Source organism: Chitinimonas sp. (assembly GCF_036568685.1).
Classification (GTDB): domain Bacteria; phylum Pseudomonadota; class Gammaproteobacteria; order Burkholderiales; family Chitinimonadaceae; genus Chitinimonas.
Genome location: NZ_DATCSC010000114.1, coordinates 17904 through 39648, shown reverse-complemented (window position 1 = coordinate 39648; position 21745 = coordinate 17904). Strand labels below are relative to the sequence as shown.

Here is a 21745-nt window from a genome sequence, read left to right as displayed (position 1 = left end):
CGTGTCAGCCCAGGTTCTCGTTGTTCTTGAGGAATTTTCCGATTTCCTTGATCACCTTGACCGGGTCGGCGCTACGCGGGTAACGCACCACCTGGTTACCCAGCGGGTCGATCAGGTAATAACCGCCGGTCTGGTCACCGGGCAGCGGCACCGGGTCCTGTGCCCGAAAGAGCCGAGCGCCATCGGCACGGGCCAGCGCCTCGGCCGAGGGGGCTGCCGTGCCGGTCAGAAACCAGACCCGCTCCAGCCGCCCCATCTCCTTGCCCTGCGCGATGCGGATCTGCCGCAAGGCGTGCAGCGCATCGAGGCAAGCGACATTGCAGCTGCCGTCATCCACCATGGCCAGTAGCCATTTGCCCTTGAGCTGGCCCAAGTCGGCCGCCTTGCCATCCAGGGTCACCTGCCGGAAGGCCGGTACCGGTCTGGTCTCCAGCAACTGCCCATAGGTCAGGCCGCCAGCCGGTTTCCAGACGTAGTAGAGCAGGTAGGAGGCCGCGATAGGGGCGGCACAGATGCCCACCACAGCCAGGATAATGCGGCGCTGCTTGCGCGGCGGGGGGAGACTGACGCTCATGGACGAGGACGCTTCCAATGCAAGATAAGGAACAAGGCGACGGCCAGCGTCGCAAACAAAAACCATTGCCCGGCATAGGCGTAGTGCTTTTCCACCCCCAGGTCCGGCGCCGGCCAGCGGCGGGAAAGCGTATCTGCCCCCTCCAGCTGATAGGCCAGCGCCGCTACCAGCGGCGCATGGGCCAGCAGCCGGTAGCGGTCCCAGTCGAGGTTCTGCCACATCGCGCCAGCCTGCTGCTCCGACGACAGCGCCAGGTAGTGCTGCTCGGGTGGCTGCAAACGCACCAGCAGCCTTACCTCACCCTCGGGCAGAGGCGCTGCCGGGGCATGGTCCTGCTGCTTGGGCAGCCAGCCACGGTTGATCAGCAACCAGCGGCCATCGGCCAGCTGCAGTGGGGCCAGCACATGAAAACCTGCCCTGCCCGCCTCCAGCCGATTATCCAGAAAGATCTGCCCGCCCGGCTGCCAGCGGCCGCTCACCCAATAGCGCCGCTGCCAGGCAGCGTCCCCGATCTCACCCTGCCAGGCCGTCGGCACCAAGCGGTCCATGGCAGCCAATCGCTCAGCCTTGGCCGCCTTCTGCTGGCCTCGGTCCAGCTGCCAGAAACCCAGCCGGACGGTCAGCGCCACAAAGAGCACGGTGGCGATCACGATCAACAGACGAGGCTTACGCAGGGGCATGGGAACAACTGGCGGGGGAAAGGGAGTCGCTACTACACTGGTGGCTTTCGCCGGGGAACCACAACCACATGAAGATCATCGCCGTACTGCTGATACTGTGCATCCTGGCCGCGCTCGGTAGCGCCATGTACAGCCTGATACGCCATCGTGGCGCCTCGGACCGCACCGTCAAGGCCCTCACCCTGCGGGTGGCCTTGTCGGTAGCGCTATTCATGCTCTTGATGCTGGCCTACCGCCTGGGTTGGATACAACCGCACGGCGTGCAGTAAGCGCAATCACCCTGCCGCCTGATTTCAGCCAGGCGGCAGGACCAGGGATTACAGCCAGTAGACGAAGACGAACAGGATCAACCAGACCACGTCCACAAAGTGCCAGTACCAGGCGGCGGCTTCGAAGGCGAAGTGGTGCTCGGCGGTGAAATGGCCCTTGCTGGAGCGAGCCAGCATCACGGCCAGCATCAGTGCACCGATAAAAACATGCATGCCGTGAAAGCCGGTCATCATGTAGAAGGTTGCGCCATACACACCGGACGACAGAGTCAGGCCCATGTGGCCCCAGGCGTGGCTGTATTCGTGCATCTGCAGGCCCAGGAACAGCGCGCCCAGGAGCACGGTAACCAGAAGGCCCAGCTTGAGCTGGCCACGGTTGCCCTTCATCAGCCCCCAATGCGCGAAGGTCAGCGTGACACCCGAGGTCAACAGGATCAGGGTGTTCCAGGCTGGCAGGCCCCAGGCCGCCATCGACTCATACGGCGCAGTGCCGTGCGGTGCCACCGAGTTGGGCCAGGCGGCGATGAAGTCAGGCCACAGCAGCTTGTGCTCGGCATTACCGAGCTCCGGTACCGAGATCGTGCGCAAGTAGAACAGGGTGCCGAAGAAGGCGGCGAAGAACATCACCTCCGAGAAGATGAACCAGCCCATGCCCCAGCGGAACGACAGATCGACGCGCTTGGAATAGACACCGCCTTCGGATTCCTTGATCACGTCGCCGAACCAGCCGAACAGCATGTACAGGAGGATGGCAAAGCCCAGTGCCAGCGAGTAGTGGCCGACCGGCAGCGAATTGACGGTGAAGGCGGCACCGAGGCCGATGAAGAACAGCGCGAAGGAACCGACCAGCGGCCACTTGGAGGGCGCTGGTACAAAATAATCGGGTTGATGCGTGGCCATATTGTCTGCTCCCTTATAGATATCGCTTTACAGCTTTTCTGGGCCGGGCAACCAGCTACTGACTGGTGATGCTGCGTACCAGGGTCAACAATCCCAAAATCAACAGGGCAAAGCACAGCAAGGCGGCCAGTATGATCTGCACCGGCCGCAGATTCTTCAGGTCATCGCGCGAGTCCTTGCCGCGGCGGATGCCGCTGAATGCGGACAGCACGGTCCCTACCGCCTTGAGCGGATTGAGGCTGCCTTTCGGTTGCTCGCTCATGTGCCCGAACCTGCCTTGCTTGTACCTGCTACCTCAAAGAAACTGTAGGACAAGGTGATGACTTCAACCTCAGGCGGCAACGCCGGGTCGATCACGAACACCACCGGCATGCGCCGCGTCTCGCCAGGCTGGAAGGTCTGCTGCTTGAAGCAGAAGCATTCCAGCTTGCCAAAATACCTGCCCGCCACCGCCGGGCCGTAGCTCGGTACCGCCTGCCCCACCACCGTACGCGAGGTGGTGTTTTCCACATCGTACGCCACCTGCACCAACTGGCCAGGGTGAACTGCCAGCTTGGTCTGCTCGGGCTTGAAGCGCCAGGGCAGGTCGCCGCGCAGATTGGCGTCAAACTCCACCGTCACCCAGCGCTTGGCATCCACCTGGGTATTGGCCACCTTGTCCGGTTTGATCAGGTTGTTGATGCCGGCCACCTCGCAGATCTTCTCGTAGAAGGGCACCAGGGCATAACCGAAGGCAAACATGCCCACGGCGATGACGGCCAGCTTGATCAACAGGCGCCGATTATCGGCGCGAACATCTGCATGCATAACGCCTCAACGCCCCAGGAGCAGGAACCGGGCGACATAGCCCAGGGCAAACACCACAGCCACGCTCAGAAGGATCAGGGCGGTACGGAGATTCCTGTTCTGCATGCCGATGTTCCCGATGCTCAATGCAGCTTCTGCAGGGCAGAGAGCTTATCCACCAGCTCGCGCTCGGGCGGCTCCTCCCAGGTGTGGAACGGTGCCGGCGAAGGCACTTCCCACTCCAGGGTATGCGCGCCTTCCCACGGCCGTTGCGGGGCCGGGCCGGCACCGCCGCGCAGGGTGGGCAGCAGCACGCCGAACAGGAAGTAAACCTGGGCAAAACCAAACAGGAAAGCACCGACCGAGGCCATGGAGTTGAACTCGGTGAACTGGGTGGCATAGTCCGGAATACGACGCGGCATGCCGGCCAGCCCCAGGAAGTGCATGGGGAAGAAGGTGATGTTGAAGGCGATCATGGACCACCAGAAGTGCACCTTGCCGGCGGTCTCGTTGTACATGTAGCCGGACCACTTGGGCAGCCAGTAGTAGACGGCCGAGAACAGCGAGAACAGGGCACCGGCCACCAGCACATAGTGGAAGTGAGCCACCACGTAGTAGGTGTCCTGCAGCTGGATATCCACCGCGGCGACCGACAACACCACGCCGGAGAAGCCACCGAAGGTGAACAGACAGACAAAGCCGATGGCGAACAGCATGGGGGTCTCGAAAGTCATCGAGCCCTGCCACATGGTAGCGATCCAGTTGAACACCTTCACGCCGGTCGGCACCGCGATCAGCATGGTGGCGTACATGAAGAAGATCTGCGCGGTCGCCGGCATGCCGGTGGTGTACATGTGGTGCGCCCAGACCATGAAGCTCAGGATGGCGATGGACGAAGTGGCGTACACCATGGAGTGGTAACCGAACAGCGGCTTGCGGGCGAAGGACGGGATCACCTGGCTGACCACGCCGAAGGCGGGCAGCGCCATGATGTAGACCTCGGGATGGCCGAAGAACCAGAACACGTGCTGGTACAGCACCGGGTCACCACCGCCGGCAGCGTTGAAGAAATTGGTACCGAAGTGGCGGTCGGTCAGCACCATGGTCACGGCACCGGCCAGCACCGGCATCACCGCAATCAGCAGGTAAGCGGTGATCAGCGAGGTCCAGACGAACATGGGCATGCGCATCAGGGTCATGCCCGGGGCGCGCATATTGAGCACCGTGGTCACGATGTTGATTGCGCCCATGATGGACGAGATACCCATGATGTGGATGGCGAAGATGGTCAGGTCCATACCCATGCCCATCTGCGTGGCCAAGGGCGCGTACAGCGTCCAGCCTGCAGCCGCGGCACCGCCTGGTACCACGAAGGAGATGAGCAACAGCAGGGCTGCGGGGGGCAGCAACCAGAAGGACCAGTTGTTCATCCGCGCAAAGGCCATGTCTGGCGCGCCGATCATGAGCGGGATCTGCCAGTTCATGAGGCCGGTGAAGGCCGGCATGATGGCGCCGAACACCATGATGATGCCGTGCAGGGTGGTGAACTGGTTAAAGAGTTCAGGCTTGAAGAACTGCAGGCCGGGGTGGAACAGCTCCAGGCGGATGCACAGCGCCATCACCCCGCCGGAGAGGAACATGATGAAGGCGAACCACATGTACAAGGTACCGATGTCCTTGTGGTTGGTCGCCGTCAACCAGCGCATCAGGCCCGTTGGCGCGTGGTGATCGTGGTCGTGGTCATGCCCGTGGGCGTGGTCGGGCGTATGGGTAGTCGTTGTCATTGTCTCGTCCTCGCTATCCAGCCATCACTTACGGGCGGCCTTGATATCGGCCGGTTGCAGTAGGTCGCCGGTCTTGTTGCCCCAGGCGTTGCGCTCGTAAGTGATCACGGCGGCAATTTCGGTGTCGGAGAGGGTCTTGGCCCAGGCCGGCATGGCATTCTTACCTTGCAGCACTAGGTGGACGTGGTCGTCCTTATGGGCCTTGTCGCCGGCAATCTTGGAACCATCCAGCGCCGGGAAGGCACCTTGGCCCTTGCCGTCGGACTTGTGGCAGACCGCACAGTTGGCCTCGTAGACCTTCTGGCCGCGGGCCTGCAGGTCAGGCAGGGTCCAGACCTTGTTCGGATCGTCCTGGTTGGCGGCCATCAGCTTCTTTTGCTCTTCCACCCAGGCTTTGTATTTTTCTTCCGATACCACGTGCACGACGATGGGCATAAAGCCATGGTCCTTGCCGCACAGCTCCACGCACTGGCCGCGGTAGACACCTTCCTTGTCAGCCTGGAACCAGGCATCGCGGATAAAGCCAGGGATGGCATCTTGCTTGACGGCGAAGGCCGGCACCCACCAGGAGTGGATCACGTCATTGGCGGTCAAGAGCAGGCGGATACGCTTGCCCACCGGCACAACGACCGGATTGTCGACTTCCAGCAGGTAATCGGCATTGCGGGTCGGTTTCTGGCCGTCGAAGTTCTCGTACTGTTCCTGCGGCGTCTTGAGCCGGCTATGGAAGCTGACCCCGTCTTCGAGGTAGTCGTAGCCCCACTTCCACTGGTAGCCGGTGATCTTGATGGTCATATTGGCGCCGGCGGTGTTCTTCTGTTCCAGAACGACCTTGGTGGCGGGATAGGCCATACCGACCAGGATCAGCACCGGAATGATGGTCCAGATCAGTTCGACCTTGGTGCTCTCATGGAAGTTGGCGGCCTTGTGGCCAGCGGCTTTGCGGTGCTTGATGATCGAATAGAACATCAGCCCGAACACCACCACGAAGATGGCGCCGCAGATGTACAGCAGGAAGGAGTGCAGGTCGTAGACCTCGCGGCCTACCTTGGTAACGGGCTGTTGCAGATTGAGCTGGTACTCGGCAAGCGCGGACAGGCTGACCAAGGCCAATGACGCAGCAAGCGATCTGGATACACGGTTCTTCATATTGTCCCCATGACGACACGCCCACGGTCGTAGGCGTCGTTTCCCTCTGCGCCGGTTTTTCCGGCGTCGTGTCGTTTTGCTGCTTGCCTTGATGCAGATCAAAGCCTGCGGCAAAAAGTCGCACGAATCCTAGCAGAGCTAATCTGGGTACTCAACGGGAGTGAAGAACCACAAATCCTTATTTGATAAGCACTTCCAGCCGGATATCGAGCATTTGCTCTTGATTCGATTCGGCTTTTTGATCCGCACCGGAATAGGGAATCACGCCCAGCAACGGGGCGGCTATGTGTTGCGCCAAATAGGCAAGGTTGTCCTCGCGGGCGCGCATCTGGGGGTCGATGCAGTTGGCCAGCCAGCCGGCAAGCCGGATACCACGGGCCTTGATGGCCTCCACCGTCAGCAGCGCATGGTTGAGGCAACCCAGCCGCATGCCCACCACCAGCACCACCGGCAGGCCCAGGAACTGGGCGAGGTCGGCCATGCTGCGCTGCTCGTCAACGGGCGCCAACCAGCCGCCCGCCCCCTCCACCAGGACCAGATCGGCCAGGGTGGAGAGCTGCTCATAAGACTGTTGTATTCGTGCGAATTCCACCGTCACGCCCGCCTCGCGCGCCGCCAAGTGGGGCGAGATGGGTGGCAGGAAGGCATAGGGATTGGCCAGCTCGCGCGCCACCGTCACGTTGCCGGCGGCGGCGTGCGCCAGTACGTCTTCGTTATCCAGGCCGCCATCGGCGTTGCGCACGCAACCCGAGGCCAATGGCTTCATTCCCACCGCACGGTGGCCACACGCCACCGCCGCACGTAGCAAGGCCACAGTGGCGTAGGTCTTGCCGACCTCGGTATCGGTACCAGTGATGAAGTAGGCGGTACTCACGATTTGGGCCGGGCGCGGAATTCGATCACCTGCCGGCCATCCGGCAGCTGCGGCTTGGGCATCGGCTTCCAGGCGTGCCCATAGACCACCTCGTAGGTGGCCGGCAGGCGGCCATCACGACGCAGCTTCTCATAGGCGTCGCAAGCGCGCTGGAAGGCCTGTTTGCCCATCAGGCCACGGTTCCGCCCCAGCGCTACGTTATGGGCGCCGATGGCCTTGAGATCGCGCATCACGGCCTTGACGTCACCATAGGTCAGCACGATCTTTTCCATGTCCATGACCGGCGCCGAGAAGCCGGCATGCGAGAGCGCATCGCCCAGATCATGCATGTCGATAAAGCGGTTCACGTGCGGCTTGTCGTCCACTGCGGCAAAAGCTTGCTTGAGCTCCAAGAGCGTATCCGGCCCAAAGCTGCTGAACATCAGCAAACCCTCGGGTCGCAGCACCCGGTGGAACTCGCGGAAAGCGCGGTCGGGCTCGTTGAGCCACTGGATGGCAAGACTGGACCAGACCAGCTCTTGCGAGTTGTCCGCCAGTGGCAGGGCCTCCAGATCGGCACAGACCTGCCAGTTGCGGCGGGTGAAAACCTTGTCGAGCAGGCCGACCTTGCCGGCCGCCACCTGTAGCATGTTCAGCGCCAGATCGAGCTCGATCAACCGCGCATCCTTGTAACGGGCACGCAGGCGCGGCCCGGCATAGCCGGTGCCGCTGCCGGCATCGAGCATACGCTGCGGCGCCAGCTTGACCAGGTCCAGCCGCTCCAGCATTCGGTCGGCCACTTCGCGCTGCAGTACGGCAGCAGCATCGTAGGACTGCGCCGAACGCTCAAAGGCACGGCGCACCTGGGTCTTGTCGGTGTAGAAATCTTCGGACATCTTCTTGGGCGCGTAGGCTGCGCCAGGCTTGGAGTAACTCTAGGCAGTACGGCGCCGCATGAACCAGCTGCGCATCAGCTGCAACAATACCGGCAGCAGGGCCGCAGCCATGCCGGTGACGACGATCAGGGAGAGGTTGCTGCGGATGAATTCGACATTGCCGAACAGATAGCCCAGCGTCACCAGTGAACCCACCCAGGCCAGCGTACCCAGCACGCTGAAGCTGACGAAACGATAGTAGGGCATGGCCGCCATACCGGCTACAAAGGGTGCAAAGGTGCGCACAATGGGCACAAAGCGCGCCAAGGCCACCGTCTTACCACCATGCTTGGCGTAGAAGGCTTCGGTCCGCACCAGATGGTCACGTCGGAACAGGCGGGACTTGGGGTTGGAAAACAGCCGCTTACCCAAGAGGCGACCAATCAGGTAATTGGTGGAGTCGCCCAGGATGGCGGCGGCAATCAAACAAGCCGCCAGCAACCAGGGATCCATGCCACCGGTCGCCGCCACCGCACCGGCCACAAAAAGCAGCGTGTCGCCGGGCAGAAAGGGCATGGCCACAAGGCCGGTTTCGCAAAAAATCACCAGGAACAGCAGGGCATAGATCAGCACGCCGTACTGCGCCACCATCGCGGCAAGATACTTGTCGAGATGCAGGAAGATATCGATGAAGGTGAAATCCACGGCCATACCTGATTCATCAGGCCCTGTGAGTGAGGGCGGGCCGGAGCTGCAGGGCAACCCCGGCCAGGCGGAAGTACTTAGACGACCGCTTCTTCCTTGGTCTTGACCGGCTTGATCATATTCTCGCGGGTCACGCCGAACAGCAGCAGCAGCGGCGACGCCACCAGTACCGAGGAGTAGATACCGAACACGATGCCGATGGTCAGCGCCATGGCAAAGCCGTGCAGGGCCGGGCCGCCAAAGAACAGCATGGACAGCACCATCATCTCAGTCGAGGCGTGGGTAATCACGGTACGGCTCATGGTCGCGGTGATGGCGTTGTCGATCACCTCAGGTACGCTCTTGCCGCGCAGGCCAGCCTTGCGGAAGTTCTCGCGGATCCGGTCGAACACCACCACCGATTCGTTGACCGAGTAGCCCAGCACTGCCAGTACGGCGGCCAGCACGGTCAGCGAGAATTCCCACTGGAAGAAGGCGAACACGCCCAGGATGATCACTACGTCGTGCAGGTTGGCCAGAATGGCCGACACAGCGAAGCGCCACTCGAAGCGGATGGCCAAGTAGACGATGATGCCCACGCAGACCATGGCCAGGGCGGTCAGGCCGTGGCTGACCAGCTCTTCACCGACCGAGGGGCCGACGAATTCAACCTTGCGGCGCTCGACACTGGCGTCAGACTTCTTGAGCTCGCCCATCACTAGGTCCGACAGCTTGGCGCTGCTGCTGTCCTTGACCACCGGCAGGCGGATCATCACATCCTGCGCGGTGCCCAGGGCCTGCACGACGATCTCCTTGTGCTGGCCACCGATATTGAGCGATTCAACCTGTTCGCGTACCTGGCCCAGGTCAGCCGCCTTGCTGAAGCGGACCTCCAGCACGGTACCGCCAGTGAATTCCACGCTCAGGTTGAGCGGCTTCCAGAACAGGCAGAACACGGCCAAGAGGAAGGTGACGAGCGAAATGGCCGTCGTCAGCCTCCCGTAGCTCATGAACGGGATGTCTTTTTTGAAGTGGAACAGTTCCAACATGACTTTGCTTCCTGCTTAGACGGCGAGCTTGCTGACCTTGCGGCGGTAGCCGTAGATCAGGTTTACAAGGCCGCGCGATACGACGACCGCGGAGAACATCGAGGTCATGATGCCAAGGCAGTGCACCACGGCAAAACCCCGCACCGCGCCCGAACCGAAGATCAGCAGCGAGATGCCGGCGATCAGGGTGGTGATGTTGGAATCAAGAATGGTGGCCCAGGCGTGGGCATAACCCTCGCGGATGGCAGTCTGCGGCGGCAGTCCGGCTCGCACTTCCTCACGGATCCGTTCATTGATCAGCACGTTGGAGTCGATGGCCATACCTAGCGTCAGCGCAATGGCCGCAATGCCGGGCAGGGTCAGCGTGGCGCTGAGAATGGACAAGAGGGCGATCAGGAACAAGAGGTTCACACCCAGCGCAAAGGCAGCGGTAAAGCCGAACACGCGGTAGTAGATCACCATGAACAGCACGATGGCCGAGAAACCGAACAGCGTGGAATGGAAGCCCTTGCTGATGTTTTCCTTACCCAGGCTCGGGCCGATGGTGCGTTCCTCGACCACGGTCATCGGCGCAGCCAAGGAACCCGCGCGCAGTAGCAGCGCGGTGTCGTTGGCGTCGGTGGTGCTCATGGCGCCGGAGATCAGGAACTTGTCACCCAGCTCGACCCGGATGGTCGGCGCAGTCACGACCTGGCCCTTGCCCTTCTCGACCAGGATCATGGCCATGCGCTGGCCGATGTTGTCATGGGTCAGCTGGCGGAAGATCCGGCCACCGGCCGAATCGAGGTTGATGTGCACGGCAGGCTGGTTCTGATCATCGAAGCCGGCCTGGGCGCCGTTGATATTCTCACCGGTCAGTTCGACTTCCTTCTTGACCAGGATGGGGCGGTTGCCGCGGGAGTCAAGCTCTTCCATCAGCTCGAAGCCGGCCGGTACGTTACCTGCAACGGCTTCGGCCAACTTGGCCGGGTCGCTCTCGACCATGCGCACTTCCAGCGTGGCGGTACGGCCGATGATGTCCTTGGCGCGAGCGGTATCCTGCACGCCGGGCAGCTGCACCACAATGCGATCGGCACCTTGCTGCTGGATCACGGGCTCGGTGGTACCCAGCTCGTTCACCCGGTTGTGCAGGGTGGCGATGTTCTGCTTCACCGCGTCGCTCTGGATGCGCAGGCGCTCCTGCTCGCTATAGGTCAGCACCAGCTTGTAGCCACCGTCAGCGCTTTGCTCCTGCAGCTGCATCACAGGCAGGATGCGCTCGACGGCCTTGCGGGCGTCCTTGAGCGTATCGGCGTCGCGGAACTGGACCTCCACGGTGTCGCCGCTACGGCGCACGGTACCGCGGATCTTCTTGTCCTTGAGTTCGCGGCGCACATCGCCCGCCACCCGCTCGGAATTCTTCTCGATGGCCGCCCGCATATCGATCTCGAGCGTGAAGTGCACACCGCCCTGCAGGTCAAGACCCAGCGACATGGGGTGTGCACCGAACTTGGCCAGCAAGGACGGCGTATTGGCCAGGAGGTTCAGCGCCACTACATAGTTCTCGCCCAGCGCGGTTTCGATCGCGCTGCGGGCCTTGAACTGCGAGTCGGTGTCCTTGAAGCGTACCTTCAGGCTGTTGCCTTCCAGGTAGATGCCTTCAGGCTTGACGCCGGCGGCAACCAGGGTCTGCTCGACCTTGTCCATGGTTGCGGTATCGACCTTGACGCCGGAGCGGACACCGGAAACCTGCACGGCAGGGCTCGGATCATAGAGATTGGGGATGGTATAGATCAGGCCGGCCACGATGGCGACCAGGATGATCAGATACTTCCAGAGAGGGTAACGATTCATGGCGGGGAGACCCGTGCGGCGTAAGCCGTAGTGAAAACGGGCAGGCCAGCGGCCCACCCGTGCTGATACTTAGCGTTGCGCCTTGACGGTACCTTTTTCCAGCTTGGCAGCCACCGCGCCACGCTGAACGACGATCTCGACGCCATCGGCGATCTCGATGGTCAGGTAGGCATCGCCAGCCTTGACCACACGGCCCAGTACGCCGCCATTGGTCACCACCTCGTCACCCTTGGCGATGGCGTCGAGCATGGCCTTCTGTTCCTTCATGCGCTTTTGCTGCGGACGGATCAGCAGAAAGTAGAACAGCACGAAGATCACGATCATCGGCAGGAACTGCATCAGGCTGCTGGCGCCCGAGGTGGCGGCAGCGGCAGGAGCGTCGGCGGCGTAGGCGGTACTGATGAACATGGAGCGAGTCCTGGTAAACAAAGGTAAAGGGTCTGGCCACGGAGATGCGGCCGGACTGGCGCTAGTGCAAGCGCAAAGCTTGCCTGGCGCCCACAAAATCACGCCCGCATGGTCTGCTCGACCAGGCAGGCGCGCGATATTCGAGCCGCGCATTCTAGGGTCGGTTGACATTTGAACACAAGCTCGTACGTCCGCTGTTAGATCACGAGCAGGCCGACAGTTCACTGACGGACGGTTAAAATGCCCTGCCCGCCTACAGGCGGCACGATACCAACCAGGGATAAAACATGCGCCACACCCTTATGCTGCTCTCGGCAGCCCTCTGCCTGCCCGCCTTCGCCTCGGACGCGCTGATCGACGCCTACAACGCCGACAAGGTGAAGATCGCCGAGGACTACAAGACAGCGATCCACCAGTGCGAAAAGGGCTCCAGCAAGCTCTTGGCCGGCTGCAAGAAGACCGCCACCCTGGTGCGACAGGACGCCCTCAAGGCCGCCAGCCAGGAGCGGGACGAAGCACTGAAGTGCCGCGACACCTGCGGCCGGGTGGTCGAGGTCGGCAGCGGCGAGAAGCAGGGCGAAGCCAGCGCCGTCGGCACCGTGGGCGGTGGCGTGGTCGGCGCGGTGGTTGGCCGCAAACTGGCTGGCGGCGCCAGCAGCAGCACCAAGAACGTAGCCACCGCCGCCGGCGCAGTGGGTGGCGCACTGATAGGCCGCAAGATCGAGGAAAAGGTGCGCACCCACAAGGCCTGGGTGGTCACCACCCAGCTTTATAGCGGCGAACGCCAGCAGGCCGAGTTCGACAGCGACCCCGGCCTCAAGCAAGGTGACAAGGTCGAGATCCGCGACGGCAAACCGGTACGCAGGTAAGTGCCATATTAAGATATGTAAAAAGGACGGCCAGGCCGTCCTTTTTCATTCCAAACACGCTATCGCTCAATCCACCCCTCGCCCACGTTCGGCATGGAAGCGGGTGACAAAGGCCGGGAACTGGTCAGCCTCGATGGCCTGACGCATCTCCGCCATCAGCCATTGGTAGTAATAGAGGTTGTGGATGGTGTTGAGGCGCGCACCGAGGATCTCACCGGTACGGAACAGGTGGTGCAGATAGGCACGACTGAAGTTCTGGCAGGCATAACAGGCGCAGCTCTCGTCGAGCGGCCGCGGGTCATCCTTGTAGCGGGCATTCTTGACCTTGACGTCACCCCAGCGCGTGAACAGCCAGCCGTTGCGGGCATTGCGGGTGGGCATCACGCAGTCGAACATGTCCACGCCTTGCGACACGCCGTACACCAGATCTTCGGGCGTGCCGACACCCATCAGGTAGCGCGGCTTGTCCTCCGGCAGCTTGGGGGCGGTGTAGGCCAGCACACGGGCAAAGTCTTCCTTGGGCTCGCCCACGCTCAGCCCGCCGATGGCGAAGCCATGAAAGCCGATCTCCTTGAGGCCAGCCAGGCTTTCGTCGCGCAGGCGCTCATGCATGCCGCCCTGCACGATGCCGAACAGCGCATTGGGGTTCTGCAGCCGCTCGAACTCATCCTTGGAGCGACGTGCCCAGCGCGCCGACAGGCGCATGGAAGTAGCCGCCGTCTTCTCGTCCGCCGGGTAGGGCGTGCACTCGTCAAAGATCATGACGATGTCGGAGTTCAACGTGGCCTGGATCTGCATGGAGATCTCCGGCGTCAGGAAGAGTTTGTCGCCATTGACCGGCGAGGAGAACTTGACCCCCTCCTCGGTGATCTTGCGCAAGGCCCCCAGGCTGAAGACCTGAAAACCGCCCGAATCGGTCAGGATGGGCTTGTTCCAGCCCATGAAACGATGCAGACCCTCATGCTTGGCGATCACATCCAGCCCAGGCCGCAGCCACAGGTGGAAAGTATTGCCGAGCACGATCTGGGCGCCGATCTCGTCAAGCTCGTTCGGCGCCATGGCCTTGACCGTACCGTAGGTGCCGACCGGCATGAAGACGGGGGTTTCGACGATGCCGTGGTTGAGTTCGACGCTACCGCGGCGGGCGCCGCCACTGGTGGTCTTGAGGGTAAAGCGCAGGCCGTTTTCCGGCATGGGGCACTCCTGGCGCCGACGGAAACACAGTCCGAAGCGCATTGGTTGGGGCACCCCTTGTAGGGTGCCCATAAAGGCAACGCCGACCGTTTCGGTCGGCCCTGCCCACATCGTTAACGGGTATAGAAGACCGGTTCGCCGCCGCCGCGGTGTTCCGCCAAGGTCAGTCGCATGGGCGCACCGCTGTCGGCGCGCCGTACATCCACATTGCCCTCATAGCCAGCCCCGGTATCGAGATGACAGTGCGAGGCGTGGATGACCGGATAGGGCACCGGTGTATGGCCGCAATAGGTGATGGACAGACCGGGCTGCCAACTGGACTGGGCATGGTCGAGCGCCAGCTCGGCCGCATCGTCGGCCAGGGTACGGCTCCAGATCAGCCGCTCCACCGCCTTGTCATCCGCCTTGGCCAGCCGGTCGTCCAGATCGGCATCGCTGTAGAGCGAGACATCGGACGGCGAGCGTAGCAGGGCGGCATGCACAATATTGAAGCGCTCCGGCGTACCCGGCCCGACCACCAGCACATGCGGCAGGCGATCCAGCACCTGAGAGGCGGCCAGCAGTGAGGGATCGCGCTTGAGTATGCTGCCCAGCGCCCAGCCACCGCCATTGGCCACCGACAAAGCGATCGCCGCGTCGTCGCCGCTCAGGGCATTGAGCAGCATCTGCTCGTGGTTGCCCAGCACGCAGTAGAACCAGGGCTGGCGCAAGAGCTGCAGGCAGCCCATGGCATCCGGGCCACGGTCTATGAGGTCACCAGTGGCGAACAAGCGATCACCCTTGCCCGGCGTAAAGCCGGCGGCGACCAGCAGCACCTCCAAGTCGCGCCGACAGCCGTGCAGGTCGCCCACGATGAAATCGCGGCCCTTTTCATTGCGCGGCAGGAAGGCGACGCGCGGCTTGTTCGGATCGACTGGCATTACGTAATTATGAACGGCGACTTAACGTCGTTCCAGCAGCATGGCATCGCCATAGCTGAAAAAGCGGTATTCCTGCTGCACAGCATGCGCATAAGCCGCCCGCATACGGTCGTAACCCATGAAGGCGGAGACCAGCATCAAGAGGGTGGACTTGGGCAGGTGGAAGTTGGTGATCAGCACATCCACCAACCGGAATGGGTACCCCGGCGTAATAAAGATGTCGGTATCACCTTCCGGCTCGGCCAGTTCACCCTGCTGGCAAGAGGCCTCCAGCGCCCGCAGGCTGGTGGTACCAACCGCCACCACACGGCCGCCACGCGCTCGCGTCTCGCGGATCGCGGCCAGCGTCTCGGCCGGGATGCTGTAGCGCTCGTGATGCATGCGGTGCTCGGCCACGTTCTCCACCCGTACCGGCTGAAACGTGCCAGCCCCGACATGCAGCGTCAGCCGTGCATGGCTGATGCCGCGCGCAGCCAACGTCGCCAACATGGCCTCGGTAAAGTGCAAGCCAGCGGTCGGCGCGGCTACCGCACCCGGCTCGCGGGCGAACACAGTCTGGTAGCGCTCGGCATCGGCACCGTCCGGCTGGTGTTCTATATAAGGGGGCAGCGGCAAACGGCCGGCCTCTTCCAATACCGTCAGGACCGGATCGACAAAACGCAGGCGGAAGAACTCACCCTGCCGCTCCAACATGGTGGCCCGCCAACGCTCGCCAAACACGAGGCCACCACCAGGCTTGGGCGACTTGCTGGCGCGCACCATGGCCAGCGCTTCGAATTCACCCAGCACCCGCTCCACCATGACCTCGACCTGACCGCCGCTGTCCTTCTGACCGAACAGGCGCGCCTTGATCACGCGGGTATCGTTGAGCACTAGGAGGTCGCCCGCGCGCAAAAGCCCGGGAAGGTCGGCAAACTGTCGGTCTGCCAGCCCCTCGCCAACCGGCAGGTGCAGCAAACGACTGCCGCCGCGCTCCTTGGGCGGGAACTGGGCAATCAGGTGTTCTGGGAGGTGATAATCGAAATCTGCGAGCTGCATGCGAAAAAGTCGGCAACGGCCAGGAAAACACGCCATTATATCAGCCGGCAGCCCTACCCTTCGTCAGCCGATATATACGGCACGACCCAAGCGCCAGCCCGCATGCCACGGGCATTTTCGCAACAATCGTCATAAAAAATTCAAGCGGGCGCTTGACCTAATTTTCGGCGATCGGTAGACAACGTGCGCGCATCTGCGGCAAACTCGCCGCCATGACTCAGCCCAACCTGCACAATTTGGCTGGACAGCAACGCAGTATCTTGGTACTCCACGGCCCGAACCTGAATATGCTCGGGCGGCGGGAGCCACAATACTACGGCGCTGACTCCCTGGCCACTATCGACGCGCGCCTCGTCGATAGCGCCCGTGCGGCCGGCTTTGTCTGCCATACGTTTCAAAGCAATAGCGAAGCTGCGCTCATCGAGCGCATCCACGCCGCCTTCGACGACGGTACCGGCTTCGTGATCATCAACCCGGCCGCCTATACACACACCAGCGTCGCCCTGCGCGATGCGCTGGCGGCGGTCAAGTTGCCCTTCGTCGAAGTCCACCTCTCCAACGTCCACGCCCGCGAGCCGTTTCGGCATCACTCCTATTTCTCGGATCTCGCGGTGGGCGTCATTTGCGGACTCGGTGCGGCCGGTTACGGCTATGCACTGCAGCACGCCATAGACCACCTGAAGCGCCAGAACTCGGCCTGACATCTGTTCAGCCTGGCAAATCTGAAACACCACATACCTACATAAAAGGGAACGGGCATGGATCTACGCAAGCTCAAAAAGCTGATCGACCTCGTTGAAGAGTCCGGCATTGCCGAAATCGAAGTCACCGAAGGCGAAGAGAAAGTTCGCATCACCCGCGTTTCGCAAAACGCGCCACTGATGTACGCGCAAGCTCCGATCCAGCAATACAGCATGCCAGGCGCCATGCCGGCCGCCGCCCCCGCCGCTGAAGCCCCCCCGGCTAGCGCCAGCAGCCTGCCGGATGGCAATGTGCTGAAGTCGCCCATGGTCGGTACCTTCTACCGCGCCTCCAGCCCCGGCGCCAAGGCCTTCGTCGAAGTCGGCCAGCAGGTCAATGCCGGCGATACGCTGTGCATTATCGAGGCCATGAAGCTGCTCAACGAGATCGAAGCCGAGACCAGCGGCGTGATCAAGGCCATCCTGGTGGAAAACGGCTCGCCGGTCGAATACGGCGAACCGCTGTTTGTCATTGGTTAAACCGGTGAACAAGTGAACGGGCGCATGGCCGACCCGCGCCCTAGCAGGCTGCAAGTCCCGGCCCTGCCCGTTTGCTTTTCACTTGCTCACTAGGAACAACCATGTTCGAAAAAGTCCTGATCGCAAACCGCGGTGAGATTGCGCTGAGAATCCAGCGCGCCTGCCGCGAGATGGGCATCAAAACCGTGGTCGTCCACTCCGAGGTCGATCGCGAAGCCAAGTACGTCAAGCTAGCAGACGAATCGGTCTGTATCGGGCCGGCACCGAGCCCGCTGTCCTATCTGAACATTCCGGCCATCATCGCCGCCGCCGAGGTGACCGATGCCCAGGCCATCCACCCTGGCTACGGCTTTCTGAGCGAGAACGCCGACTTTGCCGAACGCGTGGAGCAGAGCGGCTTTGTGTTTATCGGCCCGCGGCCCGATTCGATCCGCATGATGGGCGACAAGGTCAGCGCCAAGGATGCCATGAAGGCATCCGGCGTGCCCTGCGTGCCCGGCTCCGACGGTGCCCTGCCGGACGACCACGAGGAAATGCTCAAGATCGGCCGCAAGGTTGGTTACCCCGTCATCATCAAGGCCGCTGGCGGTGGTGGCGGCCGCGGCATGCGCGTGGTGCGCATTGAAGAAGAACTGATCAAATCGGTAGAGATGACCCGCACCGAAGCGGGCGCCGCCTTCGGCAACTCCACCGTCTACATGGAGAAGTTCCTCGAAAACCCGCGCCATATCGAGATCCAGGTGCTGGCCGACGAATATGGCAACGCCGTCTACCTGGGTGAGCGCGATTGTTCCATGCAACGCCGCCACCAGAAGGTAATCGAGGAAGCGCCCGCTCCCGGCATTACCGACAAGCAACGCAAGAAGATCGGCGACGCCTGCGCCGAAGCCTGCCGCCGCATCGGCTATCGCGGCGCCGGTACCTTCGAGTTCCTGTTCGAGAACGGTGAGTTCTATTTCATCGAGATGAATACCCGGGTCCAGGTCGAGCACCCGGTGACCGAGCAGATCACCGGCATCGATATCGTGCAGGAGCAGATCCGTATCGCCGCTGGCGAGAAGCTGCGCTTCACGCAGAAGGACATCGTGCTCAAGGGCCACGCGATGGAGTGCCGTATCAACGCGGAAGATCCGTTCAAATTCACGCCCAGCCCCGGCAAGATTGCGACCTACCACCCGCCAGGTGGCCCTGGCATCCGGGTCGATTCGCATATCTACCAGGGCTATACCGTACCGCCCAACTACGACTCCATGGTCGGCAAGGTGATCGCCTTCGGTGACAGCCGAGAGCAGGCCATGGCACGCATGCGCATAGCACTGTCGGAAATGGCGGTCGAGGGCATCAAGACCAATATCCCGCTGCACCAGGTATTGTTCAACGACAAGGGCTTTATCAAGGGTGGCACTTCCATCCACTACCTCGAGCACCTGCTCGCGGAAGGGAAGGAATAGCCCACATCGGTGCTAAAATGCACGGCGGCCGGGGAGACCCGGCCGCCGTTTTTCATGTTCTGGAGTCCGCCATGCCCTGGCAAGAACTGCGCATCCACGCGCATTCCAACCAAGCCGAAGCCCTGTCCGACGCACTGTTCGACCTGGGTGCCCTCAGTGTCAGCATCGAGGATGCCGCCGCCGGTACTGCAGCCGAGAAGCCCATCTTCGGCGAACCCGGCATGCCGCTCGAACAGCTTTGGGACGAGAGCGTGGTGGTAGTCCTGCTCGAAGAGGACAGCGACGCCGAACTGATGGTGACGGCTGCCGCCAATGTGGTCGGCATCCCGCAACCCCGCCATAGCGTGAGCCGGGTGGAGGAGCAGGACTGGGTACGCCTGACCCAATCACAGTTCGAGCCCATCCAGGTCTCGAACCGCCTGTGGATCACCCCCACCTGGCATGAAGCCACTCCCAACGCCATCAATATCGCGCTCGACCCGGGCCTGGCCTTTGGTACCGGCAGCCACCCCACCACCTGGCTGTGCCTGCAGTGGCTGGATGGCGAGGTAAAAGCCGGCGAGAGCGTGCTCGACTATGGCTGCGGCTCAGGCATCCTCGCCATTGCGGCCAAGCTGCTGGGCGCCGGCGAGACCCACGGGGTGGATATCGACGAGCAGGCCATGACCGCCAGCCGCCAGAATGCCGAACAGAACCACGTGCAAGCCGAGTTCTTTCTGCCGGACGCCGCCCCAGAACGCAGCTACGACCTCGTGGTCGCCAATATCCTGACCAATCCGCTCAAGATGCTGATGCCGCTACTGGCCAGCCGCTGCCGCCCCGGTGGCCGACTGGTGCTGTCGGGCATTCTGGCCGAGCAGGCAGATGACATCATCGCCATCTACGGCCCATCCTTCGACCTCGCCGTCTCGGCCGAGCGCGAAGGCTGGGTACGTATTGCCGGGCTGCGCAAGTAGGGCAGGACCGTAGAGGTCGGCGTTAGCGTTTTGCAACGCCGGCCGCTCCTCTGCAAGAGAATGCTGATCCATGGCACAAAGTTTCATCGAACCTAGCTAGAATCGCGGCCATGTACCACATCACGCGCTGCCCCAACTGCCGCACCAGTTTCCGCGTCACCGACGCCCACTTGGCCGCCTTCGACGGCAAGGTGCGCTGCGGGCGCTGCGCCTTCGTCTTTGATGCCACCGAGCACTTGGTCGGCGATGCAGCCAGCCGGCCGGCTCCTGCCCCGGCACCAGCGCCTCAGGTCACCCCGCCGCCAGCGGCCCGGGTAACGGAAACGGCTGTCGCAGCGACCGTCGCGACACCTCCTGCCCCGACCCGCCAGGCTGAGCACGAAGAGAACCTGTACGGTCTGGACAGCATGGCCAGTCAGCTGGAGGCCGCTGCCGAAGCCGAGCGCGATCAGGCGGACGACACCCTGGCCAGCCAGAGCCTGGCCCAGCTTGCCAATGCCTTGGCGCAGCCTCCTGTGGCGAGCCCGGCCCCCGGCAGCGACATGCTGGAACTGGACCTGGATGAGATCCATCAACGCCTGGAACACGCGCCGGCGTCACCTGCGCCGGCCCCCTTGGCCAGCGAGATCGAAGTCATTGAGATTCCGCCGGTAGCCGGCCATGAGGACTTTGCCACCGAGCCCTTCGAGCACTGGCCGGAACACGCTGCCCAGGCCGAGGCGCCGGCCGCCCCCGTGGTAGCAGCGCTAGCCGGGGATGCCCCGGCCGAAGAGACCATGCTGGAGCTCAGCCTGCCGACCGAACCGGTTGAAGCCGCGCCGGAGGTCGAGACTGTCGCTGCCCGAGCGGTCGCCGAGGCCGGCACCGGCAGCTACCGCCCCATCATGACCGCGCAGGATGAGGCCATGCTGCGAGTGCCGGAGCGGCCCTCGCCCTGGCGCTGGCTGTGGAGCATACCCGCTCTTCTGGCCTTCCTGGGCCTCGTCGGCCAGTTGACCTACCACTACCGTACCGAGATCGCCATCCAGTTGCCCGGCATCGAGCCCAAGCTGCAGCGCTTCTGCGCCATGACCGGCTGCGAACTGGAGCTGCCGGCACGTGCCGGCTATCTGCGTACCGAATGGAACGAGCTGGTCTCGCTGCCCGAGCATCCCAACCTGATCCAGCTCAATGCCACGCTGCGCAACCAGGCCGGCTTTACCCAGGCGCTGCCGCTGCTGGAGCTGACTCTGACTGACGACACCGACCGCATCGTCGCCCGCAAGGTCTTCAGCGCCCGCGAATACCTGGCACCTTTGGCCGACGGTACGCCGGCACCGCTGCCCGAGAGCCTCGCCGCCAATGGCGACCTGCGTGTCTTCCTGCAGCTGGATCTCGGTGAGATGCACTCCAGCGGCTATTCGTTGAACTGGTTCTACCCGGAACCCAACTAGGGCCAGTCCTACCAGGGCCGGCTTGCTTTCGCCTGCGGTGCTGCCGATACTGAAGCTGCCACTATCAGGAGGACAACAGACATGGCCACGGTGTTACTCAACGGCGAGCCCATCGGCATAGGCGGACGCTTCCCGCGCGTGGGCGACACCGCCCACAGCTTTATGCTGGTGGACACCAACCTCAGCGACGTCCCGCTGTCCAAGTTCATAGGCCGGCGCAAGATCATAGCCGTGATCCCCAGCATCGATACCGAAATCGGCCTGCGTATCACGCGCCGCCTGGAGGCGATTGCCGACGGCTTCCCTGAGACCCGCTCCTTCGTGGTCTCGGTCGACACCCCCTACGCACTGGCGCGTACAGCCAACGCCGAGGGCATCCGCAAGGTGCAACTGCTCTCCACCCTGCGCGGCCGCGACTTCCACAAGGACTACGGCGTCATGATCACCGACGTGCCACTCTCTGGCATGATGGCGACCGCGCTGTTCGGCGTGGACGATGATGACACCATCCTCTACGCCGAGCTGGTACAGGACATCAATGCGGAACCGAACTACGACAAGCTGGCCGAAGCCATGCTGGTTACCGAATCCTGAGAAGTTACTGCGAAGGTGTAAGCCGGAAGCAGTCGTTCTCCGCCCGGCTCAGCCGGGCGCTGGCAGTCAGTAGAAGATCAACGGGCTATCGCTGTTTTACTCCACACCCGCCGCCCTCGCCGCCGCGAGGGGGCCTCGCTGACGCGAGAATATGGGCTTTGCAGAGACTCCCTAAGCCCTACGAGTTATCCAAGCTGCTCGCTCCCGCTTCGGCGGGAGCGGCGTT

At 62.6% G+C, this 21745-nt stretch carries 25 protein-coding genes; 8 read left to right on the top strand and 17 right to left on the bottom strand.

Features of this window, described 5'->3' with window-relative positions; genetic code table 11:
• Window positions 1–4: 4 nt before the first annotated feature.
• Both VIM95_RS16210 and VIM95_RS16205 read right to left on the bottom strand, forming a co-directional pair.
• Entirely contained in the window at window positions 5–574 is a 570-nt protein-coding gene (locus VIM95_RS16210; protein WP_331987764.1) for a hypothetical protein, read from the bottom strand.
• Complete coding sequence (locus tag VIM95_RS16205; protein WP_331987762.1) at window positions 571–1254, bottom strand: SURF1 family protein; 684 nt, start codon at window positions 1252–1254, stop codon at window positions 571–573. The genes VIM95_RS16210 and VIM95_RS16205 overlap by 4 nt, the downstream gene beginning before the upstream one ends.
• 68 nt (window positions 1255–1322) lie before the next feature.
• Here VIM95_RS16205 and VIM95_RS16200 point away from each other — a divergent pair, with 68 nt between their 5' ends.
• Entirely contained in the window at window positions 1323–1523 is a 201-nt protein-coding gene (locus tag VIM95_RS16200) for a twin transmembrane helix small protein (RefSeq protein WP_331987760.1), read from the top strand.
• 48 nt (window positions 1524–1571) lie between these two features.
• Here the strand turns inward: VIM95_RS16200 and VIM95_RS16195 are convergent, their stop codons facing one another.
• The 12 genes from VIM95_RS16195 to yajC form a co-directional block, all read right to left on the bottom strand.
• Window positions 1572–2423, bottom strand: coding sequence for a cytochrome c oxidase subunit 3 (locus tag VIM95_RS16195; protein ID WP_331987758.1), 852 nt, complete (start codon window positions 2421–2423; stop codon window positions 1572–1574).
• A gap of 55 nt (window positions 2424–2478) precedes the next feature.
• Window positions 2479–2685, bottom strand: coding sequence for a DUF2970 domain-containing protein (locus tag VIM95_RS16190; RefSeq protein WP_331987756.1), 207 nt, complete (start codon window positions 2683–2685; stop codon window positions 2479–2481).
• Window positions 2682–3230, bottom strand: coding sequence for a cytochrome c oxidase assembly protein (locus VIM95_RS16185; RefSeq protein WP_331987754.1), 549 nt, complete (start codon window positions 3228–3230; stop codon window positions 2682–2684). Before VIM95_RS16185 ends, VIM95_RS16190 begins: the two co-directional genes overlap by 4 nt.
• 6 nt (window positions 3231–3236) lie before the next feature.
• On the bottom strand, window positions 3237–3335 hold the full coding sequence (locus VIM95_RS16180) for a cytochrome oxidase small assembly protein (protein WP_331987753.1): 99 nt from the start codon (window positions 3333–3335) through the stop codon (window positions 3237–3239).
• 17 nt (window positions 3336–3352) lie between these two features.
• Window positions 3353–4993: a cytochrome c oxidase subunit I gene (gene ctaD, locus VIM95_RS16175; protein ID WP_331987751.1), complete on the bottom strand. Its 1641-nt coding sequence runs from the start codon at window positions 4991–4993 to the stop codon at window positions 3353–3355.
• Window positions 4994–5017: 24 nt separating this feature from the next.
• Entirely contained in the window at window positions 5018–6142 is a 1125-nt protein-coding gene (coxB, locus tag VIM95_RS16170) for a cytochrome c oxidase subunit II (protein ID WP_331987749.1), read from the bottom strand.
• A 178-nt stretch (window positions 6143–6320) separates the two neighbouring features.
• Window positions 6321–7016: a dethiobiotin synthase gene (gene bioD / locus VIM95_RS16165; RefSeq protein ID WP_331987747.1), complete on the bottom strand. Its 696-nt coding sequence runs from the start codon at window positions 7014–7016 to the stop codon at window positions 6321–6323.
• Window positions 7013–7891 (bottom strand): malonyl-ACP O-methyltransferase BioC, encoded by an 879-nt coding sequence (gene bioC / locus VIM95_RS16160; RefSeq protein WP_331987745.1) that lies wholly within the window; start codon window positions 7889–7891, stop codon window positions 7013–7015. The genes bioD and bioC overlap by 4 nt, the downstream gene beginning before the upstream one ends.
• A 39-nt stretch (window positions 7892–7930) precedes the next feature.
• Entirely contained in the window at window positions 7931–8581 is a 651-nt protein-coding gene (locus VIM95_RS16155; protein WP_414648535.1) for a DedA family protein, read from the bottom strand.
• Between the two features lie 71 nt (window positions 8582–8652).
• On the bottom strand, window positions 8653–9600 hold the full coding sequence (secF, locus tag VIM95_RS16150) for a protein translocase subunit SecF (RefSeq protein ID WP_331987780.1): 948 nt from the start codon (window positions 9598–9600) through the stop codon (window positions 8653–8655).
• A gap of 18 nt (window positions 9601–9618) precedes the next feature.
• On the bottom strand, window positions 9619–11436 hold the full coding sequence (secD, locus tag VIM95_RS16145) for a protein translocase subunit SecD (protein WP_331987740.1): 1818 nt from the start codon (window positions 11434–11436) through the stop codon (window positions 9619–9621).
• 69 nt (window positions 11437–11505) lie between these two features.
• Window positions 11506–11844: a preprotein translocase subunit YajC gene (yajC, locus tag VIM95_RS16140; RefSeq protein ID WP_331987737.1), complete on the bottom strand. Its 339-nt coding sequence runs from the start codon at window positions 11842–11844 to the stop codon at window positions 11506–11508.
• 287 nt (window positions 11845–12131) lie between these two features.
• On the opposite strand from yajC, the gene VIM95_RS16135 reads away from it, so the two are divergent.
• Window positions 12132–12713 carry a glycine zipper 2TM domain-containing protein gene (locus VIM95_RS16135; protein ID WP_331987733.1) on the top strand — a complete coding sequence of 194 codons (582 nt, stop codon included), beginning with the start codon at window positions 12132–12134 and terminating at the stop codon, window positions 12711–12713.
• A gap of 66 nt (window positions 12714–12779) precedes the next feature.
• Here VIM95_RS16135 and tgt read toward each other — a convergent pair whose 3' ends face one another.
• From tgt to queA, 3 genes are all read right to left on the bottom strand, one after another.
• Window positions 12780–13907, bottom strand: a complete 1128-nt coding sequence (tgt, locus tag VIM95_RS16130) for a tRNA guanosine(34) transglycosylase Tgt (RefSeq protein ID WP_331987731.1) — start codon at window positions 13905–13907, stop codon at window positions 12780–12782.
• A 113-nt stretch (window positions 13908–14020) separates the two neighbouring features.
• Window positions 14021–14827, bottom strand: coding sequence for a metallophosphoesterase (locus tag VIM95_RS16125; protein WP_331987728.1), 807 nt, complete (start codon window positions 14825–14827; stop codon window positions 14021–14023).
• 21 nt (window positions 14828–14848) lie between these two features.
• Complete coding sequence (gene queA / locus VIM95_RS16120; protein WP_331987726.1) at window positions 14849–15865, bottom strand: tRNA preQ1(34) S-adenosylmethionine ribosyltransferase-isomerase QueA; 1017 nt, start codon at window positions 15863–15865, stop codon at window positions 14849–14851.
• A gap of 212 nt (window positions 15866–16077) precedes the next feature.
• On the opposite strand from queA, the gene aroQ reads away from it, so the two are divergent.
• From aroQ to tpx, 6 genes are all read left to right on the top strand, one after another.
• A complete protein-coding gene (aroQ, locus tag VIM95_RS16115) occupies window positions 16078–16566 on the top strand; it encodes a type II 3-dehydroquinate dehydratase (RefSeq protein ID WP_331987724.1) in 489 nt (162 codons plus the stop codon).
• 57 nt (window positions 16567–16623) lie between these two features.
• Window positions 16624–17085 carry an acetyl-CoA carboxylase biotin carboxyl carrier protein gene (accB, locus tag VIM95_RS16110; RefSeq protein WP_331987722.1) on the top strand — a complete coding sequence of 154 codons (462 nt, stop codon included), beginning with the start codon at window positions 16624–16626 and terminating at the stop codon, window positions 17083–17085.
• A gap of 101 nt (window positions 17086–17186) precedes the next feature.
• On the top strand, window positions 17187–18536 hold the full coding sequence (gene accC, locus VIM95_RS16105) for an acetyl-CoA carboxylase biotin carboxylase subunit (RefSeq protein ID WP_331987720.1): 1350 nt from the start codon (window positions 17187–17189) through the stop codon (window positions 18534–18536).
• A gap of 71 nt (window positions 18537–18607) precedes the next feature.
• Window positions 18608–19492, top strand: a complete 885-nt coding sequence (prmA, locus tag VIM95_RS16100) for a 50S ribosomal protein L11 methyltransferase (RefSeq protein WP_331987718.1) — start codon at window positions 18608–18610, stop codon at window positions 19490–19492.
• 110 nt (window positions 19493–19602) lie between these two features.
• Window positions 19603–20925, top strand: a complete 1323-nt coding sequence (locus tag VIM95_RS16095; RefSeq protein ID WP_331987716.1) for a DUF3426 domain-containing protein — start codon at window positions 19603–19605, stop codon at window positions 20923–20925.
• A gap of 81 nt (window positions 20926–21006) precedes the next feature.
• Window positions 21007–21519, top strand: coding sequence for a thiol peroxidase (tpx, locus tag VIM95_RS16090; protein ID WP_331987714.1), 513 nt, complete (start codon window positions 21007–21009; stop codon window positions 21517–21519).
• Window positions 21520–21745: the final 226 nt, after the last annotated feature.